The sequence below is a fragment of the Chryseobacterium sp. WG14 genome (genome assembly GCF_024586945.1).
Lineage (GTDB): Bacteria > Bacteroidota > Bacteroidia > Flavobacteriales > Weeksellaceae > Chryseobacterium.
This window is the reverse complement of record NZ_JALCZD010000006.1, coordinates 181,663-199,260: the sequence shown is the minus strand read 5'-3', so window position 1 is coordinate 199,260 and position 17,598 is coordinate 181,663. Positions and strand designations below refer to the sequence as shown.

Annotated in this window: 19 protein-coding genes; 9 read left to right on the top strand and 10 right to left on the bottom strand. The window is 35.6% G+C overall.

What is annotated here, in order from left to right; all coding sequences use genetic code 11:
- Positions 1–28: 28 nt before the first annotated feature.
- The 3 genes from MP478_RS12595 (at position 29) to MP478_RS12585 (ending at position 3,077) form a co-directional block, all read left to right on the top strand.
- Positions 29–913, top strand: a complete 885-nt coding sequence (locus MP478_RS12595; protein WP_257190933.1) for a mechanosensitive ion channel family protein — start codon at positions 29–31, stop codon at positions 911–913.
- Between the two features lie 271 nt (positions 914–1,184).
- Positions 1,185–2,477 (top strand): hypothetical protein, encoded by a 1,293-nt coding sequence (locus MP478_RS12590; protein WP_257200643.1) that lies wholly within the window; start codon positions 1,185–1,187, stop codon positions 2,475–2,477.
- 15 nt (positions 2,478–2,492) lie between these two features.
- The gene (locus MP478_RS12585; RefSeq protein ID WP_257190935.1) at positions 2,493–3,077 is read left to right on the top strand and encodes a DUF6705 family protein; all 585 of its coding nucleotides are present in this window, start codon (positions 2,493–2,495) and stop codon (positions 3,075–3,077) included.
- A 349-nt stretch (positions 3,078–3,426) separates the two neighbouring features.
- Here the strand turns inward: MP478_RS12585 and sucC are convergent, their stop codons facing one another.
- The 5 genes from sucC to MP478_RS12560 all read right to left on the bottom strand — a co-directional run bounded on the left by sucC (position 3,427) and on the right by MP478_RS12560 (position 9,000).
- The gene (gene sucC, locus MP478_RS12580) at positions 3,427–4,617 is read right to left on the bottom strand and encodes an ADP-forming succinate--CoA ligase subunit beta (RefSeq protein ID WP_047490155.1); all 1,191 of its coding nucleotides are present in this window, start codon (positions 4,615–4,617) and stop codon (positions 3,427–3,429) included.
- 131 nt (positions 4,618–4,748) lie between these two features.
- Positions 4,749–6,026, bottom strand: coding sequence for a chloride channel protein (locus MP478_RS12575; protein WP_257200642.1), 1,278 nt, complete (start codon positions 6,024–6,026; stop codon positions 4,749–4,751).
- Positions 6,027–6,028: 2 nt separating this feature from the next.
- Positions 6,029–6,415: a DUF423 domain-containing protein gene (locus MP478_RS12570; protein ID WP_230038068.1), complete on the bottom strand. Its 387-nt coding sequence runs from the start codon at positions 6,413–6,415 to the stop codon at positions 6,029–6,031.
- 1 nt (position 6,416) lies between these two features.
- The gene (locus MP478_RS12565; RefSeq protein WP_257190937.1) at positions 6,417–7,505 is read right to left on the bottom strand and encodes a hypothetical protein; all 1,089 of its coding nucleotides are present in this window, start codon (positions 7,503–7,505) and stop codon (positions 6,417–6,419) included.
- A 166-nt stretch (positions 7,506–7,671) separates the two neighbouring features.
- The gene (locus tag MP478_RS12560; RefSeq protein WP_257190938.1) at positions 7,672–9,000 is read right to left on the bottom strand and encodes a hydroxymethylglutaryl-CoA reductase, degradative; all 1,329 of its coding nucleotides are present in this window, start codon (positions 8,998–9,000) and stop codon (positions 7,672–7,674) included.
- Between the two features lie 156 nt (positions 9,001–9,156).
- Here MP478_RS12560 and MP478_RS12555 point away from each other — a divergent pair, with 156 nt between their 5' ends.
- Entirely contained in the window at positions 9,157–10,416 is a 1,260-nt protein-coding gene (locus MP478_RS12555) for a putative DNA modification/repair radical SAM protein (RefSeq protein ID WP_257190939.1), read from the top strand.
- 132 nt (positions 10,417–10,548) lie between these two features.
- Positions 10,549–11,307, top strand: coding sequence for a TIGR03915 family putative DNA repair protein (locus tag MP478_RS12550; protein ID WP_257200641.1), 759 nt, complete (start codon positions 10,549–10,551; stop codon positions 11,305–11,307).
- 637 nt (positions 11,308–11,944) lie between these two features.
- On the opposite strand, the gene MP478_RS12545 is transcribed toward MP478_RS12550, so the two are convergent.
- The 4 genes from MP478_RS12545 to MP478_RS12530 are packed head-to-tail and all read right to left on the bottom strand — an operon-like array spanning position 11,945 to position 13,377.
- Positions 11,945–12,742 (bottom strand): DNA alkylation repair protein, encoded by a 798-nt coding sequence (locus MP478_RS12545; protein WP_257200640.1) that lies wholly within the window; start codon positions 12,740–12,742, stop codon positions 11,945–11,947.
- On the bottom strand, positions 12,739–12,972 hold the full coding sequence (locus tag MP478_RS12540; RefSeq protein ID WP_230038080.1) for a hypothetical protein: 234 nt from the start codon (positions 12,970–12,972) through the stop codon (positions 12,739–12,741). The genes MP478_RS12545 and MP478_RS12540 overlap by 4 nt, the downstream gene beginning before the upstream one ends.
- Positions 12,894–13,241 carry a redoxin domain-containing protein gene (locus MP478_RS12535; protein ID WP_373691708.1) on the bottom strand — a complete coding sequence of 116 codons (348 nt, stop codon included), beginning with the start codon at positions 13,239–13,241 and terminating at the stop codon, positions 12,894–12,896. Before MP478_RS12535 ends, MP478_RS12540 begins: the two co-directional genes overlap by 79 nt.
- On the bottom strand, positions 13,207–13,377 hold the full coding sequence (locus tag MP478_RS12530) for a hypothetical protein (RefSeq protein WP_257200638.1): 171 nt from the start codon (positions 13,375–13,377) through the stop codon (positions 13,207–13,209). Before MP478_RS12530 ends, MP478_RS12535 begins: the two co-directional genes overlap by 35 nt.
- Positions 13,378–13,473: 96 nt before the next feature.
- Between MP478_RS12530 and MP478_RS12525 the strand changes: the two genes are divergently transcribed.
- The 4 genes from MP478_RS12525 to gap all read left to right on the top strand — a co-directional run bounded on the left by MP478_RS12525 (position 13,474) and on the right by gap (position 16,920).
- The gene (locus MP478_RS12525; protein WP_257200637.1) at positions 13,474–13,815 is read left to right on the top strand and encodes a helix-turn-helix domain-containing protein; all 342 of its coding nucleotides are present in this window, start codon (positions 13,474–13,476) and stop codon (positions 13,813–13,815) included.
- A gap of 125 nt (positions 13,816–13,940) precedes the next feature.
- Positions 13,941–14,813, top strand: a complete 873-nt coding sequence (locus MP478_RS12520) for a DUF4846 domain-containing protein (protein WP_257200636.1) — start codon at positions 13,941–13,943, stop codon at positions 14,811–14,813.
- A gap of 83 nt (positions 14,814–14,896) precedes the next feature.
- Entirely contained in the window at positions 14,897–15,883 is a 987-nt protein-coding gene (gene pfkA / locus MP478_RS12515; RefSeq protein WP_230038086.1) for a 6-phosphofructokinase, read from the top strand.
- Positions 15,884–15,915: 32 nt separating this feature from the next.
- Positions 15,916–16,920, top strand: coding sequence for a type I glyceraldehyde-3-phosphate dehydrogenase (gap, locus tag MP478_RS12510; protein ID WP_076354623.1), 1,005 nt, complete (start codon positions 15,916–15,918; stop codon positions 16,918–16,920).
- A gap of 61 nt (positions 16,921–16,981) precedes the next feature.
- On the opposite strand, the gene MP478_RS12505 is transcribed toward gap, so the two are convergent.
- Complete coding sequence (locus MP478_RS12505) at positions 16,982–17,377, bottom strand: hypothetical protein (protein WP_257190945.1); 396 nt, start codon at positions 17,375–17,377, stop codon at positions 16,982–16,984.
- Between the last annotated feature and the right edge of the window lie 221 nt (positions 17,378–17,598).

Sequence of the window (17,598 nt, the reverse complement as noted above, 5' to 3'; positions counted from 1 at the left end):
AAAATTTATATCTTTATTAAAAAAATTCATGCAGAAAACAGGGCTCAGCTATATAGAATTGGTATATAAAGTATTGGAAAACTGGTATATAACGTTTGCCGAACTTACTCCCAAACTTATTGTCGGGATTTTAGTATTTACTTTTTTCCTGATAACAAGTAAGTATTTAAGTGTAATTGCCGTAAAATTATTCCATCGGTTCTTCCCCAAAAGCAAAAAAGAGAGTTCTTTAGTTACTTTGATTGGAATATTCAGATTTCTGATTATGATGCTTGGAACCTTTATTTCGCTTGAGATTATGGGCTTTAGTGGCTTCCTTTGGAAGTTTATCGGAAGTTTGGGAGTGGCAGGGGTTATCGCAGGGGTCGCTTTGAAAGATCTTGTTTCAAGTATTTTTTCAGGAATGCTTATTGGAATTGATAAGGCCTTTAAGGTGGGAGATTATATTACCATTGGTACCCACTCCGGAACAGTACAGGAAATTGGTTTTTTAACTACAAAGATCCTTACTGATGATGGGAAAAAAGCATACATTCCCAATCAGATCGTTTTTAATGCACCATTCTATAATATTACAGCATCTCCGCAGCGCAGAATTATCCTGAATTTTGAGATTCCTGCTGATGAAGATATCAGTAAGGCACAGAAAAGCATTCTGGATGTTATTAAGAGCCTTGATAATGTGGACAAACTGGATACTGCTGAGGTAATTTTCACAGATTTGAAGCAGGGTTCATTTAATCTTCAGGTAAAATTCTGGATAAAAATAGGTGCCAATCTAGCCCAGGTAAAAAGTAAAGCTTATTTAGGTATTAAAGAACGTTTTGATGTGGATAAAATCCAGCTGGTCACTCCTACAAGTATCAGTATTACCAATGGAGAAACTAATGTAACCGAGAATCAGGATAAATAAAAATATTCTTTAAAAAATGTAAAAGACTGCTTCAACAATTGAAGTAGTCTTTTTTTTGGAATATTGGATAGACTGGATAAATGCTAAGGCGATAAAGATTTATATATGGTCTGAAAATATTATTAAAACCACTTAATTTCTAAAAAAATTTATTTATAGCAAAATTAAGTTCCATTTTTCGACACTTTTTATTTCACTTTCAATAGAATTAATTTTAAATTTCAAAAAAAATATAATAGTTTTGCAGCCATTAAAAAAAAACAAATTGTTTATGAAGAAAAAATATTTTATAGCTGTTTTGGCTGTAAACATTCTATTGTTTACTTCTATTCAATCCTGCATGCATGAAAGTTTAGAAACAGAGATTGTAAATGTTCAGTCTGATCCTGTTTCTTACATTAAAAGTGAATATATGAGAGGTAAGGATATGGTAGTAGGAAAGCAAGTTGAATGGGAAAAAGCGAGAAAGTATGATGATGGAAAAAATATTATCCTCATTACTGTTCCCATAAAAAACCAAGGAAGCAAAATCATTGAAGAGTTAACATTTAGAATTGATAATAATAAAGTTTCCGGACACCTCTGGAAATTTGAATCTGAAAGAGGATTTAATTCATCAGATTACAGCCTTTCTGCTCATCAAATTATGGAAAAAATGACAGGAACGGCTTCTTATATTGCTTTAGAAGGTTCTATGAGATACAAAATACAGCTTGTGGATGGTAAATTTATTGAAGAAATAGCTTATAGAGATCACGGAGGTATTTTGCCTGGTCGCTGTAAACCCTGTCATGGAGAAATAGATGAAATTGTTATTACTGTTCCTGGAGGAGGAGGAACAGGTGGAGGTATTGATCCGACGACTAATCCTAGCACTCCAATTCCGGGAGGAGTGGGTGGCCCCACTAATCCACAAAACCCCGATAATCCTCCAAAAAATGAAGAGCCATGTAAGAAAATAAAACAACAGAAGAACGATCCTAATTATAAGGCAAAAACCGATTATCTTAAATCTAAAACAGGAGCTTCTTCCGAAAGTGGCTTTAGAGTCGGGAGTCCAGTTCCTGGCTCTGGGCAAACAGAAACGCAATATCAAGAGCTAAGCAACTCACCCGGAACCAGCCAACTTGATTTTAAAATATTCAATAATACTTTTGGAGTGATGCACTCTCATTACGATGGGCTAATTCCTATATTTTCTCCGGGAGATATTAATAACTTCATTCAGCTTCTTCTTAATGCTAAAGCCAATAATATACCTTTAGATAATGTATTTTTGACCGTGGTTACAAGTAGTGGAACTTATCAACTCAGAGGGGATGGAATTAATGCGGATAATTTAAGTTTATATACAGATACGCAGATTGATGCTTTAAATTTAGAATATATTAAGAAAATAGGAGACTCAAATATTTCAACAGAAAATCTCCAAAAAGGCTTTTTAGAATTTATGAAAAGAAACATGAATATTACTGACGCTAAGCTTTTTGATCTCAGTGATGAGGGAAAAAGTAAAGAATTAAAAACCAACGGCAATAATTTGGATAAAGTAGATTGTCCATAATAAATAATAAATAAAATGAAAAAAATAATCCTTATACTTCTTTTATCTTGCATTAATAAAATTAATGCTCAGCAAATATTTCCACTCAATACTCCAAAGATTAATATTCCTAATGGAGCATATTATAAAGATTTGGATGGAGAACTTGATCCTTATATAGGAATTTGGAAAGGAACTTGGGATGGAAAAACGTTATATCTTCAATTAAAAAAAGTTAAAGATAGATCTGTTGCAAATGATGGAACATATTATGAATCTGACCAAATTATGGGCGAACGAAAAGTAATAGCAGCCAATGGAACTGTCGAAATAGATCATATATCTAATTTTAATCAGAATAGTCCTGAATTTTATGGCATTTTTGGACAGTACAATAATTTTGTGCAAAAGTATTTACTTTTCCAACCTAAAAACATGTGTAATTCAAGAGGAAATGTAGATATTAATTTTATAGGAAACCAAAAAGAACAAATAAAATTGCATTACAAATTAATGCCTATGCATATTTCAAAAGGTTGCGAAAATTCTAACCAACAATATCAAAATGATATGCCAATAAATCTTAATTTCCCTAAAGACATTGTACTTACAAAACAATAGAAGTTCTAGTATGTATTCAAAATAGCCTTGTCAATTCAGGGCTTTATCGTTTTACTTATATCATACCAAAGCCCTTTTTAAGGTTAAGGGCGATATTATTTTAAAAGCAATGAAGAAAAGCGAAACTTTCTAAAAGATTTAGATGCTGAAATAAAAGAAAGTAAAATATCTGATAATAATCCAATTGAATTAAATCTTCATTCCATAGAAATTTAGACAACCACTTATTAAAGTACCAGGTTCTTTACGCCCTAAAAAACAGCTTACAATTTAATATTTTTTGCCGCTTTAATAGAAAAAAACCGTTCCAAAAATGAAACGGTTTTCTATTTTATATAAAAATTTCAGATTACGCTAAAACTTCTTTTACTTTGTTTGCAGCTTCTTCTAAAGTAATTGCAGAGTGTACCGGAAGACCAGACTCATCAATTAATTTTTTAGCTTCTACAGCGTTAGTTCCCTGTAATCTTACGATCAATGGAACCGGAAGGCTTCCCATAGCTTTGTAAGCATCTACAACCCCCTGAGCTACTCTGTCACATCTTACGATACCTCCGAAGATATTGATCAAAATTGCTTTTACGTTTGGATCTCTTAAGATAATTCCAAAAGCAGTCTGTACTCTCTGAGCATCAGCAGTACCACCTACGTCAAGGAAGTTAGCAGGGTTACCACCAGATAATTTGATGATATCCATAGTTGCCATTGCAAGACCAGCTCCGTTTACCATACAAGCAACGTTACCATCTAATTTTACGAAGTTAAGACCAGCTTCACCAGCTTCTACATCGATAGGATCTTCTTCTCTTGTATCTCTCAACGCTTCAAGGTCTTTGTGACGGAATAATGAGTTACCATCTAAAGTTACTTTAGCATCAACAGCGATAATTTTGTTATCAGAAGTTTTTAATACAGGGTTAATTTCGAAAAGAGAAGCATCAATTCCTGTGTAAGCATTGTAAAGAGATGAAATAAATTTCACAAATTCTTTAAAAGCATTTCCTTCAAGACCTAAGTTGAAAGCAATCTTTCTAGCCTGGAAACCTTGAAGACCCAACGCAGGATCAATAAGTTCGTTGTGGATCAAATGAGGAGTTACTTCTGCAACGTGCTCAATATCCATTCCTCCTTCAGTAGAATATACAATTGTATTTTTACCTTCAGCTCTATCTAAAAGAATAGAAACATAAAATTCTTTAGTTTCAGATTCTCCAGGATAATAAACATCTTCTGCAACCAAAACAGAGTGTACTTTTTTACCTTCAGCAGAAGTTTGTGGAGTTACCAACTGCATTCCGATGATATTCTGAGCGTTTTCTTTAAGCTTATCCATGTTTGGAGAAAACTTAACACCACCCCCTTTACCACGACCACCTGCGTGAATCTGTGCTTTTACAACCCAAGCCTGAGCTCCGGTTTCAGCAGTCAATTTTTCAGCAGCTGCTACAGCTTCATCTACGTTGTTTGCAACGAAACCACGTTGGATAGCTACTCCATACTTTGATAAAATCTCTTTTGATTGATACTCGTGAAGATTCATATTATTTTTATTATTTTATTTAAAAATTTAAAGGTTGACAAATTTACTAAAAAGACATGGAAGTTCAAGATTCTTCATTCAAAAATTAAAGATTACTTACCTTGATTTTTGACATGTTACTATAAATTCCTCTATTCTTCCGTTAATTTTTCAGACTGTGAACCGATAAACGGAATTCTTGGAGCCAGGAAATATCCTGTAAGACTGGCGAACAATATGGGTACGAAATAAGTAAACCCTGTGAGTGTTCCCAAAATAATGGTGGTGCTCATGGGTGTTCTCGTCACACAGGCATTGATGGCAGCCATACAGCTTACGATAGCTAAAGTAGTATCAACAGCCGGAAACAAATTATGAATAATTAATCCTAATGTTGTTCCTACAAAAAACAATGGAATGATAAAACCACCTCTCCATCCGGAAGTTACGGTAATGGCTATAGCCAGGATTTTAAATACCAGAACCAGAATCAGGAAGTTCAGTCCGAAATTCCCGCCGATCAGCTGATTGATTTCGTTATGTCCAAAATATCTTGTGATAGGAAAATTATAGGCAATAATTCCTAAGATAATTCCACCTACCAATGTTTTAATATAGATTGGAAAGTTTCTGTATTCAAAAATTTTCTTGAAAAATTTGACCACGAAAATAAAAATCCAGCCAAATAAAGTTCCTACCATTCCAAATGCCGTAGCATAGGCAAAATCATATACTCCCGCATAATGATAAGCCTTCAGATCCCATGTTGCCCCAATTCCCAGATGGATAATTAAAGCAAACATCAGATAACTGAAACAGCTTGCTACCAACGCCGGGATAATCGCTTTATAATATTCCACTGCATGTTTATGGTGCAAAATTTCCAGAGAAAAAAGACTTCCTCCCAGAGGTGCTCCAAATAAGGCTGTAAAACCTGAAGCCATCCCTGCAATACTTAAAGAACGTAATTCTTCACCTTTCAGTCTGAAAATTTTTCCCAACCATGTTCCTGTGGAGCCCGTTACCTGCACCAGGGGTGCTTCCGGTCCTAAACTTCCTCCCGAAGCTACACAGAAAAGTGATGAAAGGATCATCGAAGGATTATTCTTCGGTTCCAGTTTTCCTTTATTAAACCTGATGTTATTAACGATCAGATGAATTTCTCCGGGATCACCAATGAAATGAATGACCAACCCTGCCAAAAGACCACAAATTGCCATCGTAGGAATTACCATCCATCCTTGAAAATGAGCCAGAAATTCGGTAAAATATTCCAGTACAATCCAATATCCGCCGGCAATAATACCTCCTACAAGCCCCGTAAAAGCCCACATGAAAAAAGTACGGCTAAAAACAAACGGATTAAACCTTATCGGCTGATCCAAAAGGTTGAATGTCCTTATAAGCCGTCTTCTTCTATTGATTTTCATTCTTAGATTCTATTTTTAGCAAAATAAAGAATAAGCATTCCCCAGCTTAAGATCATCATCAGACCTCCAAGCGGTGTGATAGGTCCTAAGAATTTAAGGTTAACCCCTAAATAATCCTGCATACTCAGGAAATAGATACTTACAGAGAACAAAAGTGTTCCTGCAATCATTAAAATAGAGGTCCATTTTTCAGTAGAAGTTTCAAATTTTAAAATGTATCCAATGATCAGCAGGAAAAAAGCTGCATACATCTGATATCTCACTCCTGTTTCGAAACTTTCCAGTCTTTCCACAGCTAATATTTTCTTTAAAGCATGGGCACCGAATGCGCCCAGAATCACAGATATCATTCCGTAGACCGCACCAAAAACTAAAGTAATTGTTTTCATTTTATAATTCTTCTAATTCTAGAGTTAAATATTTTTTTGTATTATAATCCTGCCAGGTTCCTACAATTTTTTTTCCGTTCATGTCTGCTTCTACAGAGGCTTTCAGAATCCATTGATTTGTTTCCTGGCTGTAATATTCACTTTCGGTAATTGAGATATGATTTCCTTTCATTTTCCCATTCCACTCAATCAGTTTTTTACTTTTATCATACCAATATACCGCTGAAAAGGAACTTTCTTCGTTCGCATCTTTGGCAGCATAAAAGTCTTTAATAAGAACTGTAACCGGATATTTCCCGTCTATCTTTCCCTTGTACAGCTTATTACTGAAACTGGTTTTATCCACTTTTTCAGATCCGCTGAGTAAATTTCTGGCATAAGGACTCCAATAGTTCTCAAGTTCTTTATAAGGAAACTCAATAACATGATCGTCCAGTTCATCCAGTGCCCTCATCGCGTGGTTCGCACATCTTCCGGCAATAAACTTAAGCTTTTCTTCAGTGAAAAAAAACTTGATTCCAGGTAAAGTATAATCCGTATAGCAACCTTCGTAAATACCAATCTGATCCAACACTTCTTGTGAAGGGTTTTTCTCTGATTTTAACTGTGTGAGAAAGTCATTAATATTTTTTCTTATTCTTTTCTGAATAATGCTTTCCACTGTTTTAACAGCATTTGGCTGGAAAAGATCCTGAATGTTGATCAAATTTCCGGTTCTCAGATCAAAATTCTTCCAGATCATGAAATTTTCCGGATAGGCTCCGGAAGCTTCTCCATCTATGGCAAGACATAAAATATTCTTTGGCGTGTCCCTTTTTTCCCAACTATAAAAATGAACATAGTTGGAGTAAGAAGTCTTTCCGCCGGAAACAAGCTTAAAAGGATTTCCTCCTGATCCGGGAACATATTCCAGCTGATCAACCTGTAAAAAAGTATTGATCTTATTTTCTACAGTTGGATTATCGGGATAAGAAACCACAGGAAAATAACAGTTTTCAGATTTCGGCTGTAAAAAATTAATTTTCAGATTTTTTTGCTGTGAAAAACTTAAGCCGGAAATCAACAGAAAGAATAAGATACTTTTTTTCACTATTTTGATTTTAGGTATATTAAAATAAACTTGGCAACCAATGTAGAAATTCCCAGTATAATAAACATATTGGAAAATCTTTTGGAACTTTTAAAACCTTCCATATTCGTTCTCTTCAAAAAGATTCCGAAGATGAGAAATACAATGGGTAAGATGATCTGTAACATTAGTTTTCTCTCATTCTGTTAAACTCATTGATAACCTCATGGTGGCTTACCGTTTTATCTTTAAAATAAGTAACAAAATGATGTTTTTCCTCTTCTGTAGCTCCCAATTGGTTTAAGATATTCAATAAGTGCATTTTCATATGCCCTTTCTGAATACCTGTTGTTACCAGAGAACGCAATGCACCAAAATTCTGAGCCAGACCTGAAACGGCCAAAATACTCATTAACTCTTGTGCAGAAGGTTTTCCAAGTAAGGCTAATGAGAATTTCACCAAAGGATGAAGATTGGTTAGCCCTCCTACTACTCCTACAGAAATCGGAAGATCGATCCAGAATCTGAAAACTCCGTTATCTGTTGTACAGTGAGTCAGGGATCGGTATTGTCCGTCTCTTGCCGCATAAGCGTGAGCACAGGCTTCTGTTGCCCTGAAGTCATTTCCCGTTGCAATCACTACAGCATCTACCCCATTCATGACCCCTTTGTTGTGAGTAGTGGCACGGTAAGGTTCAATTTCAGCAATGGTAACAGCCTGTTTAAACTTAGCTGCAAATTCTTCAGGAGAAATTCCGCTATCGTCTTTCAAATCTTCCATTTTACAGGAAACCTCAGCTCTTACCACACAGTCAGGAGTAAAGTTGGAAAGGATATTCATAACAATCTGCAATGAATTTTTTTCTTCCTGATTAAAGTCATCACTGGTTGCCACCTCCTGTCTCAAAGTTTTTCCAAACTGCTCAAGACATGAATTGATAAAGTTCGCTCCCATTGAATCTACCGTATCAAAACTGGCTTTAAGCTGATAGTAATTTGGCATTTCTGCTGTTTTGTCAATAAGGCTGATGTTTAGAACTCCACCACCTCGTTTTCTCATATTGGCAGTAATGTCTTCAGTAGCTTCAAATAATTTCTTCTTCAAATTAAAATTAAAGAAATGTAATAATTTATGAGGCTCAATATTAAATATAAAATGGGTGTGGCCCAGTTTTTCAGTGTTGATAATGGTTGTTTTAAAACCACCCTTGTCAATCCAGAATTTAGCAGCTTTGGAAGCGGCAGCTACTACTGAACTTTCTTCAACAGCCATTGGAAGTGCCAATAGTTTGCCGTCAATTAAAAAGTTCGGAGCAATTCCGTAGGGCATATAAAAATTGGAAATCGTATTTTCAGAAAATTCCTCATGAAGTTTCTGAAGATCTGCATCATCATTCCAATATTGTTTTAATATATGTTGGTAGTCCTGATTTCCTTCAAGATATTCGTTTACGAGCCAGTCGATTTTCCCTTGCTTAGGTAGCTTGGAAAAACCTTCGATAGGTTTATGATTCATGATATAAACTTTAATGAGCCGTAAATATAATGATTTTGAGGCTTTTTTTTGTTGATAACTTCTATGAAAAAAGATTGACATTTATCAATTTTGGAACTAAATTTGAGCATTATTTAAACATCAATCTGATACAAATTATACCAATCTTATAAAAAAATGAATTTTGACCGCCTTAAAGAAAAACTTGAAATCCTGGCTGACGCAGCAAAATATGATGTTTCCTGCTCATCCAGCGGAGGCACAAGAAAGAATAAAAAAGGCGCTTTAGGAGACAGCTCTGTAAGTGGGATTTGCCATACCTATACAGAAGACGGAAGATGTGTTTCTTTACTTAAGGTTTTATTGACCAATCACTGTATTTATGATTGTGCCTACTGTGTTTCCAGGAGTTCTAATGATATCAAAAGGGCCGCCTTCACAGTGGAAGAAGTGGTAGACCTCACCATTAATTTTTACCGCAGAAATTATATTGAAGGATTATTTCTGAGCTCCGGAATTTTCAAAAATGCAGATACCACGATGGAACGCCTTGTAAGAGTAGCCAAAAAATTACGCCTGGAAGAAAACTTTAATGGTTACATCCATTTAAAATCTATTCCGGGAGCCAGTGATGAGCTAATGCAGGAGGCGGCTTTATATGCAGACCGGCTGTCTGTTAATCTTGAAATCCCTACGGAAAGCGGATTAAAATTATTAGCTCCTGAGAAAAACAGACAGGATATGATCAGCCCGATGCGGTATATCCAGAAAGGGATCAGCCAGTATGAGGATGAAAAGAAAATCTTAAAGAAAGTTCCCAAGTTTGCTCCAGCAGGACAGTCTACTCAAATGATTGTAGGGGCTACCAATGAAAACGACCTGCAAATCATCAAGGTTGCCGATCATTTTTATAAAAATTTCAATCTGAAAAGGGTATATTACTCGGGTTACGTTCCGGTTTTGGAAGATAAAAGATTACCTTCACTGGCAACAGAGGTTCCGATGTTACGGGAAAACAGACTCTATCAGTCCGATTGGCTGATGAGATTTTACGGTTTTAAAGCAGAGGAAATCTTAGATCCTGCTATTCCTTTTCTTGATCTGGAAATGGATCCGAAATTAAGCTGGGCATTACGACACTTAGATCAGTTTCCAGTTAATATTCAGACTGCCGATTATCAGATGATTTTAAGAATTCCCGGGATTGGTGTAAAATCTGCACAGAAGATTGTGAGTGCAAGGCGTTTTCAGATTTTAAGTATGGATCATCTGAAACAATTGGGAGCAGCGGTCAACAGGGCAAAATATTTTATTGATTTTAATACAGGGAATGCTTATTTGAAATATTTAACGGATAAAAATTTCAGAAAACTCCTGGTAGGAGGAAGCTCATCTAAATTTCACAATCAATTTTCACAACAATTGAGTTTATTTTAAATATGACCGAAAATGAATTGAAATTAATCTGTTATAGAAAATAAAAAAGCTCCTTATCGTTCTGAAAATACAATAGAATGACAAAAACAACAATTGTTATATTTTCAAATTCTCAAATTTTCAAATTAAACTATGACAACCCTTATCTATGACGGAAGTTTTGACGGTCTTTTTACTGCAATATTTGAAGTTTTCGAATACCGTTATAAAGATGTTGAAATAACGGGCAGGGAAAAGTTTTTTCAGGAAAATATTTTTGCTGAAATTCATGAAGTCATTACGCAGACAGAGAAATCAGACAGGGTTTTAAAGAAATTAGAACAAAATATCGGGAAACAGGGAATTCATCAGTTGCTGAAAGTTTTTTTATCTGACAATCCTGAAAGTGAAACATTGATCTTATCCGCTGTTAAACAATCTATACAATATCCGGAAGAAAATATTCTGGAAAATTTTGCAGATCCTGATATTTTAAAAATTTCAAAAATCTGTAAGTCTGTTGACCGGGAACGACATAGAATAACCGCTTTTGTACGCTTTGAAAAAATGAAAGATGGTATTTTTTTCGCCAAAATAGATCCGGACTTTAATGTTCTTCCGTTGATCAGAAAACATTTTAAAGACCGTTATCAGGATCAGAAATGGATGATCTATGATCTCAGAAGAAACTACGGAGTCTTTTATGATCTTGAAAATTGTGATTTCTTTTATCCTGAAGAGAAACCGGATTTCAATCAGTACCAACAGAAATTTCATGATGAGGAAAATAACTATCAAACGCTTTGGCAGCGGTATTTCATAAAAACCAATATTGTGGAAAGAAAAAACTTAAAACTCCATATTCAGCATGTACCGAAAAGGTATTGGAAGTATTTGACGGAGAAGTGGTAAAGAGACAATTTGAAAATTTGAGAATGAAATAATTTGAAAATGATTATGCACCGGCTTGTAATATGCAGAAGAAATTATTGCTCAGACCTCAGATTGTAGATAACTTTTATTTACCAATATAATTAATCTCAATTTATCATACAAGATGTTAAATATCAATACTATACAACGTAATAATTTAGTATCTTACTTTGTGGATAACTTTTTATTGGCTAAAAAAACACCTAAGCCTTTTTTAAAGCCCTCTTTTAAGATTTGATATCCGGCACAATGTTAATCCTACTTCCATTTTGTGGATAACTTCTATTTGCCTTGCTTAATATAGATCGCCCCGAAAATAATTCTACTTATTTGTTGGAAAACATTCAACACTTCATATTGTGGATAACTTTTTCCTGTCACAAATATCCTCAGGCTCCTGTGGCAGGGCTTTCATACAATATATTAAACGTCAATTATTTACAATAAAACAAAATCAACATTGCAGCTTTGTGGATAACTTTTAGATTTAATAAAAAAATATAAATATGAAATAATATTCGGAATACATCATTAACAATACATTTTTTAACTATTTATAAATCTGTAATATATCTGTACAATCTGAATTCATCATTCCATTTTGTGGATAACTTTATTAATGAATAGTTCGCAGGGCTTTTTTGACGATATACAGCGTTTCTTTGGTAGGACTTTCACGCAACCATTCATCACAGATTTCCGTAACGAATTCCGGTTGTGATTTACTGGCATCATTCAGCCAGTTTCCTACACTATCCTGTACATATTTTGAAGAATCTGACCGTAATGGCTCCAAGATGACCAATCCTAATCCCGGATTTTGCTTTAATTCCGGAATATGCTCGCACCAGACTCCTCTGGGTCTCGTTGATTCACTGGCAAAACGTCTGACATTTTCATCTTTGTGTGAGGTCCAGCCTGATAAAATTGACAGGCTTTCTGTAAGATTCTTTGAAATATCCGGACGTACCGTCATCCAACAGATTTCCCTTACTCCGAAATGACGATCAGAAGCAAAGGGCTGTATATTTTCCAGTTTCTGTTTAAGGTCTGCAGCTGTATTTCTTCCCACAGTATAAGCAGCCCAGCAGCGCACCAAATCTGCCTGATGTCTGGAAAGCGTCAGTAAAAATGCTTGATCTTGATTTTGATTAGTAAGATGCAGCAATCCCACTCCAATCGTTTCATTGATTGTATTAACGGTTTGTTTTTTCAGCTGATTCACATTTTCTACAATAGGTTTCAGATATTCTGTCCGCCCATTTTGCTGAAGAAGATTTTCCAGCAGTAATTTTTGATCTACGGCCAGCCATTCTGTAAGATTAGCTGTTTCAAGTTCTCCCCTGTTCAGCTGCTCCAGAATATCTTCCGGAATGTCTTTGATGGAACGTGCTCCTTTCCTTTTTTCTGTCATAATGCTTTTATTAATTCTTCTATATCCACTCTGTTCATGTAATTTACATCTAAAAACTTATAGATCACCATTCTATTTTCATTCACCACAAAAACAGCAGGAACAGGTAAACTATTTTCATCATTTTTATTAAACTCAGAAAGCTCTATTCCTAAATTCTGATAATAAGGAAGTACAAAATCCTGAAGCTGAAACATAATCCCCAGCTTTTGAGCGAGATTATTATCCACATCGTCAGCACTTCAAACTCAAATTTATTTTTTTCAACCATAGCCAGCGAATGATCAGTACTTTGTGGAGAAACAGCAACTAAAGTAGTATTTTTATCTTTTAATAAAGAAAGCTGATCCTGCAAAAATTTCAGTTCCAAATTACAGTATGGGCACCAACTTCCTCTATAAAAAGCTAGCACCATTTTACCCTTTTTAAGGATTTCCCGGGAAGAAATTTGTTTACCATAGGCATTAAAAAAGAGAAAATTCAGGCATATGCTCTCCAACCTGAATACTGTTTTCTTCAATATTTTTTGTCTTTATCTCTTCAATAGACCGCCCAAACACTTCAAAAACTTCTTGCGGAAGCTGCGAAAATAATTCCTGATTCAACTGTTCAATCTGCTTTGCCAACTTATTCATTACTTTTTAATTTATTATTTTTACAAAGGTCTAAAAGCCTTTAGAAACAGGCAATACCGCATATTTTTCACCCATAGGGATAAAAAAGTCAATTTTATGGAAACAAAGGGAAGAGCTGAAGAAAATAAAATATGTCCACTGGAGGTAGCTGTGAACAGCATCAGCGGAAAATGGAAAATTCCTATCGTATGGCAGATCAATGAGGGCAAAAAACGACCCAGTGAATTTCTTCGTGGTATTGCCAAGGTGGATCGGAGGGTTCTTAATCAACAGCTCAATGAAATGGTGGAAGACGGTATTTTAATAAAGCAGTCTTTCAACGAATTACCTCCCAGAGTGGAATATACCCTCACGGAGCTTGGTGAAAAACTGGTTAAGATTCTCTGGCAGCTTAATGACTGGGGAAAACTGTTGGTTCCTGAAGAAGAGAAAATATAGTTTTTTACCCGCAGATACTCCCAATTACCATAGATCTAAAATATTCTTCAGTACACGAGTTTTATACTTTATAAACCCCACCTATTACAAAAATCATCATATTTGTAACTGGATCAAAATACGATATGAAAAAAATTATTTCAGGACTAACTCTTATTAGTGTCCTGGCAAGTTGCACCCGGGATAAAGCATCTTCAAAACTTGGTTCTCAGGAAACCCAGGATTTCCTTTCTGAAAGTTCCGTCCGGATCAATAAAGATAAAAATACTACCAAAGAAAGATTCTCAGCTCCTAAGGATTATAAATGGCAGGATGAAGAATCCGGTTCTTTCGGATATTTTATTGAGAATTTTAAACTGAAGCCTTATGGAAGCCAGATCCTGAAATATGATGGAACTCCTATTTCTACGCAACATCTTCATGAAGCTGTTTTTGATATTGATACAGGAAATAAAGACCTGCAACAATGTGCCGATGCCGTGATACGGCTGAGAGCAGAATATTTGTATGCTGATAAACAGCCCGATGCCATCAAATTCCATTTTACAAGTGGAGATTTGCTCAGCTGGAATGATTATAAAAACGGAACAAGAGCTTTTGTCAATGGCAATTCTGTACGTTTCAGAAAAACAGCAGGATTTGATGATTCTTATCAGAATTTCAGAAGTTATCTTGACCTCATCTTCAACTATGCAGGAACGATCTCTTTACATCAGGAGACGAAACCAATCACTAAAAATTCAGATTTAAAAACCGGAGACATCCTGATTACTCCAGGAAGTCCGGGCCATGTGGTATTTATTGCAGGAGTGTGTAAAAACAAGGAAGGAAAGAGATTATTTTTGCTCGGTGAAGGGTTTACTCCGGCCCAGTCCGTTCATTTGCTTTCTAATCCTTTTAACAAAAATACTTCGCCCTGGTATGATTTTAATATTGATTCGCCGGAAACCAAAACGGCACGATATATTTTTAAGCCTACAAACTTCAGAAGCTTTTAATAATTTATATTCAAAACTATTAGAAAGTTACTGCCATAATCTGAACTTGTTTTTGTAAATTTGTGTTCGAAATTTTTTACTAGATGAAAGAGAGTGCTGTAAAAAAAATTGCAGTTCTTACTTCAGGAGGAGATTCTCCAGGTATGAATGCTGCATTAAGAGCGGTAGTAAGAACCGCCAATTATTATAATATCGAATGCTACGGAGTGAGAGAAGGCTACAACGGCCTTATCAACGATGATTTCCTGAAAATGGGAGCCCGTTCCGTAAAAAATATAATCAACCAGGGTGGAACCATTCTAAAGTCTGCCAGATCCCAAGAGTTCAGAACTAAAGAAGGCCGTCAGAAAGCTTATGACAACTGTGTCAAGCTTGGAATAGACGGATTGGTATGTATTGGTGGAGACGGAACCTTTACAGGGGCTAAAATCTTCAATGAAGAATTTGGAATCCGGGTAATAGGTATACCGGGAACTATTGACAATGATATCTTCGGAACTGATAATACCATCGGGTATGATACAGCCCTGAATACAGCTATGGAAGCTATTGACAAAATCCGTGACACGGCCACTTCTCACAACAGGGTTTTCTTTGTGGAGGTGATGGGTCGTGATGCAGGTTTTATTGCTTTAAACAGTGGATTGGCAACGGGTGCTTTAGATATTCTTATTCCTGAGAAAAAAGACAGCATGGATGATCTTTTTGCGAAATTCAGAAAAGCTGAAAAAACAGGAAAGGCATCCAGTATTGTAGTGGTAGCAGAAGGTGAAAAACTAGCCAATGTTTATGGGTTGGCAGAAAAAACAAAGGAAATATTCCCTGACTATGACATTCGTGTGGCGGTTTTAGGACATATGCAAAGAGGAGGATCCCCAAGTTGTGCAGACAGAGTATTGGCAAGCAGGCTTGGATATGGTGCCGTAGTAGGATTAATGGAAGGACAAAACAATGTAATGGCAGGAATGCGCTCCAATGATGTGGTGTATACTCCTATTGAAGAAGCCATTAAAAAACATAACGAAATCAACAAAGATCTGATGTTGATTTCAGAAATTTTAGCAATCTAATTATTTTTATAATCTAATAAAAACAAACTATTATGTCAACAATTAAAGTAGGTATCAACGGTTTTGGTAGAATTGGACGTCTTGTTTTCAGAGCAATGACTGAAAGAGACAACATTGAAGTTGTAGGAATCAATGACCTGATCAATGCAGAATACATGGCTTACATGTTAAAATATGACTCTGTACATGGTGTTTTCCCAGGTGAAGTTTCTGTAGAAGGAAATGATCTTGTAGTAAACGGAAAAAAAATCAGAGTAACTGCTGAAAAAGATCCTAACAACTTAAAGTGGAATGAAATTGGAGCTGACTATATCGTAGAATCTACAGGTCTTTTCTTATCTAAAGATTCTGCTCAGGCTCACATCAATGCAGGTGCAAAAAAAGTAATTCTTTCTGCTCCTTCTAAAGATGATACTCCAATGTTCGTAATGGGGGTAAACCACAAGGAACTTACTGATGATATCAAAATTTTATCAAACGCTTCTTGTACTACAAACTGTTTAGCTCCTTTAGCTAAAGTAATCCACGATAAATTCGGAATCGTAGAAGGTTTAATGACTACTGTACACGCTACAACAGCAACTCAAAAAACTGTTGACGGTCCTTCAATGAAAGACTGGAGAGGTGGTAGAGCTGCTCTAAACAACATTATCCCTTCTTCTACAGGTGCTGCTAAAGCAGTAGGAAAAGTAATTCCTTCATTAAACGGAAAATTAACAGGTATGTCTTTCAGAGTACCTACTGTAGACGTTTCTGTAGTTGACCTTACGGTAAGACTAGAAAAAGCTACTTCTTACGATGAGATCTGTGCTGCGATCAAAGAAGCTTCTGAAGGTGAATTGAAAGGGATCTTAGGATATACTGAAGATGCAGTAGTTTCTCAGGACTTCGTAGGAGATAAGAGAACTTCTATCTTCGATAAAGACGCTGGTATCATGCTTTCTCCAAACTTCGTAAAACTTGTTTCTTGGTATGACAACGAAATGGGCTATTCTAACAAGTTAGTAGATATGCTTGTACACGCTGCTTCTTTATAATAAGTAATGAGCATTAAGTAATATAAAACCTTCCCGATGGGAAGGTTTTTGGTTTTCAGGATTACTGTTTTTCAAATTCCATAAAAATTTTGAATCTGGCATTTCCGGAACAATGCCTTCTTCTATCCGGAAATGGATCCTGCCAGCGTCTGACTGAAATTACCGGAACATTCCATCCGTATCTGATCCATTTCAAGTTCTTGTGTTCAAACATTTTCGTTTTAATCCAAGCATTGGCTGTAGCTTCGATCTTATTACGCGGTGTCGGTGCATCGCCACAACCTCTTACTCCCCGCCAGGAAGATACAAGGTCGCCCTCAACTCTCAAAATGTTTGATGCAATTATTTTAGTCTGATCAACCTCAGGATTAATAAATTTCGCATTTAATGAATCCTTAACTTGTCCGAAGATCACTCCTGTCCAAAGCAAAAGTGGCAGTAAAATTTTTGTGTTCATAATTATTTGTTTTAGGGTTAAAGTTTTTACCATTGAAAATAAGAGCAGAGCAATTCAATTCTGAAACAATATCTTTTTAGAACTGATATTTGATGACTCTTAGCTTCACAACAAAGTTTGGATTTTTATGGAGACAAAAAAATAACCCGTTTGTGTTATTTTTTTGAAGGCCCGGAATAACATTTCATATAATAGCCTGATAAATCTCACAAGGGAATTTC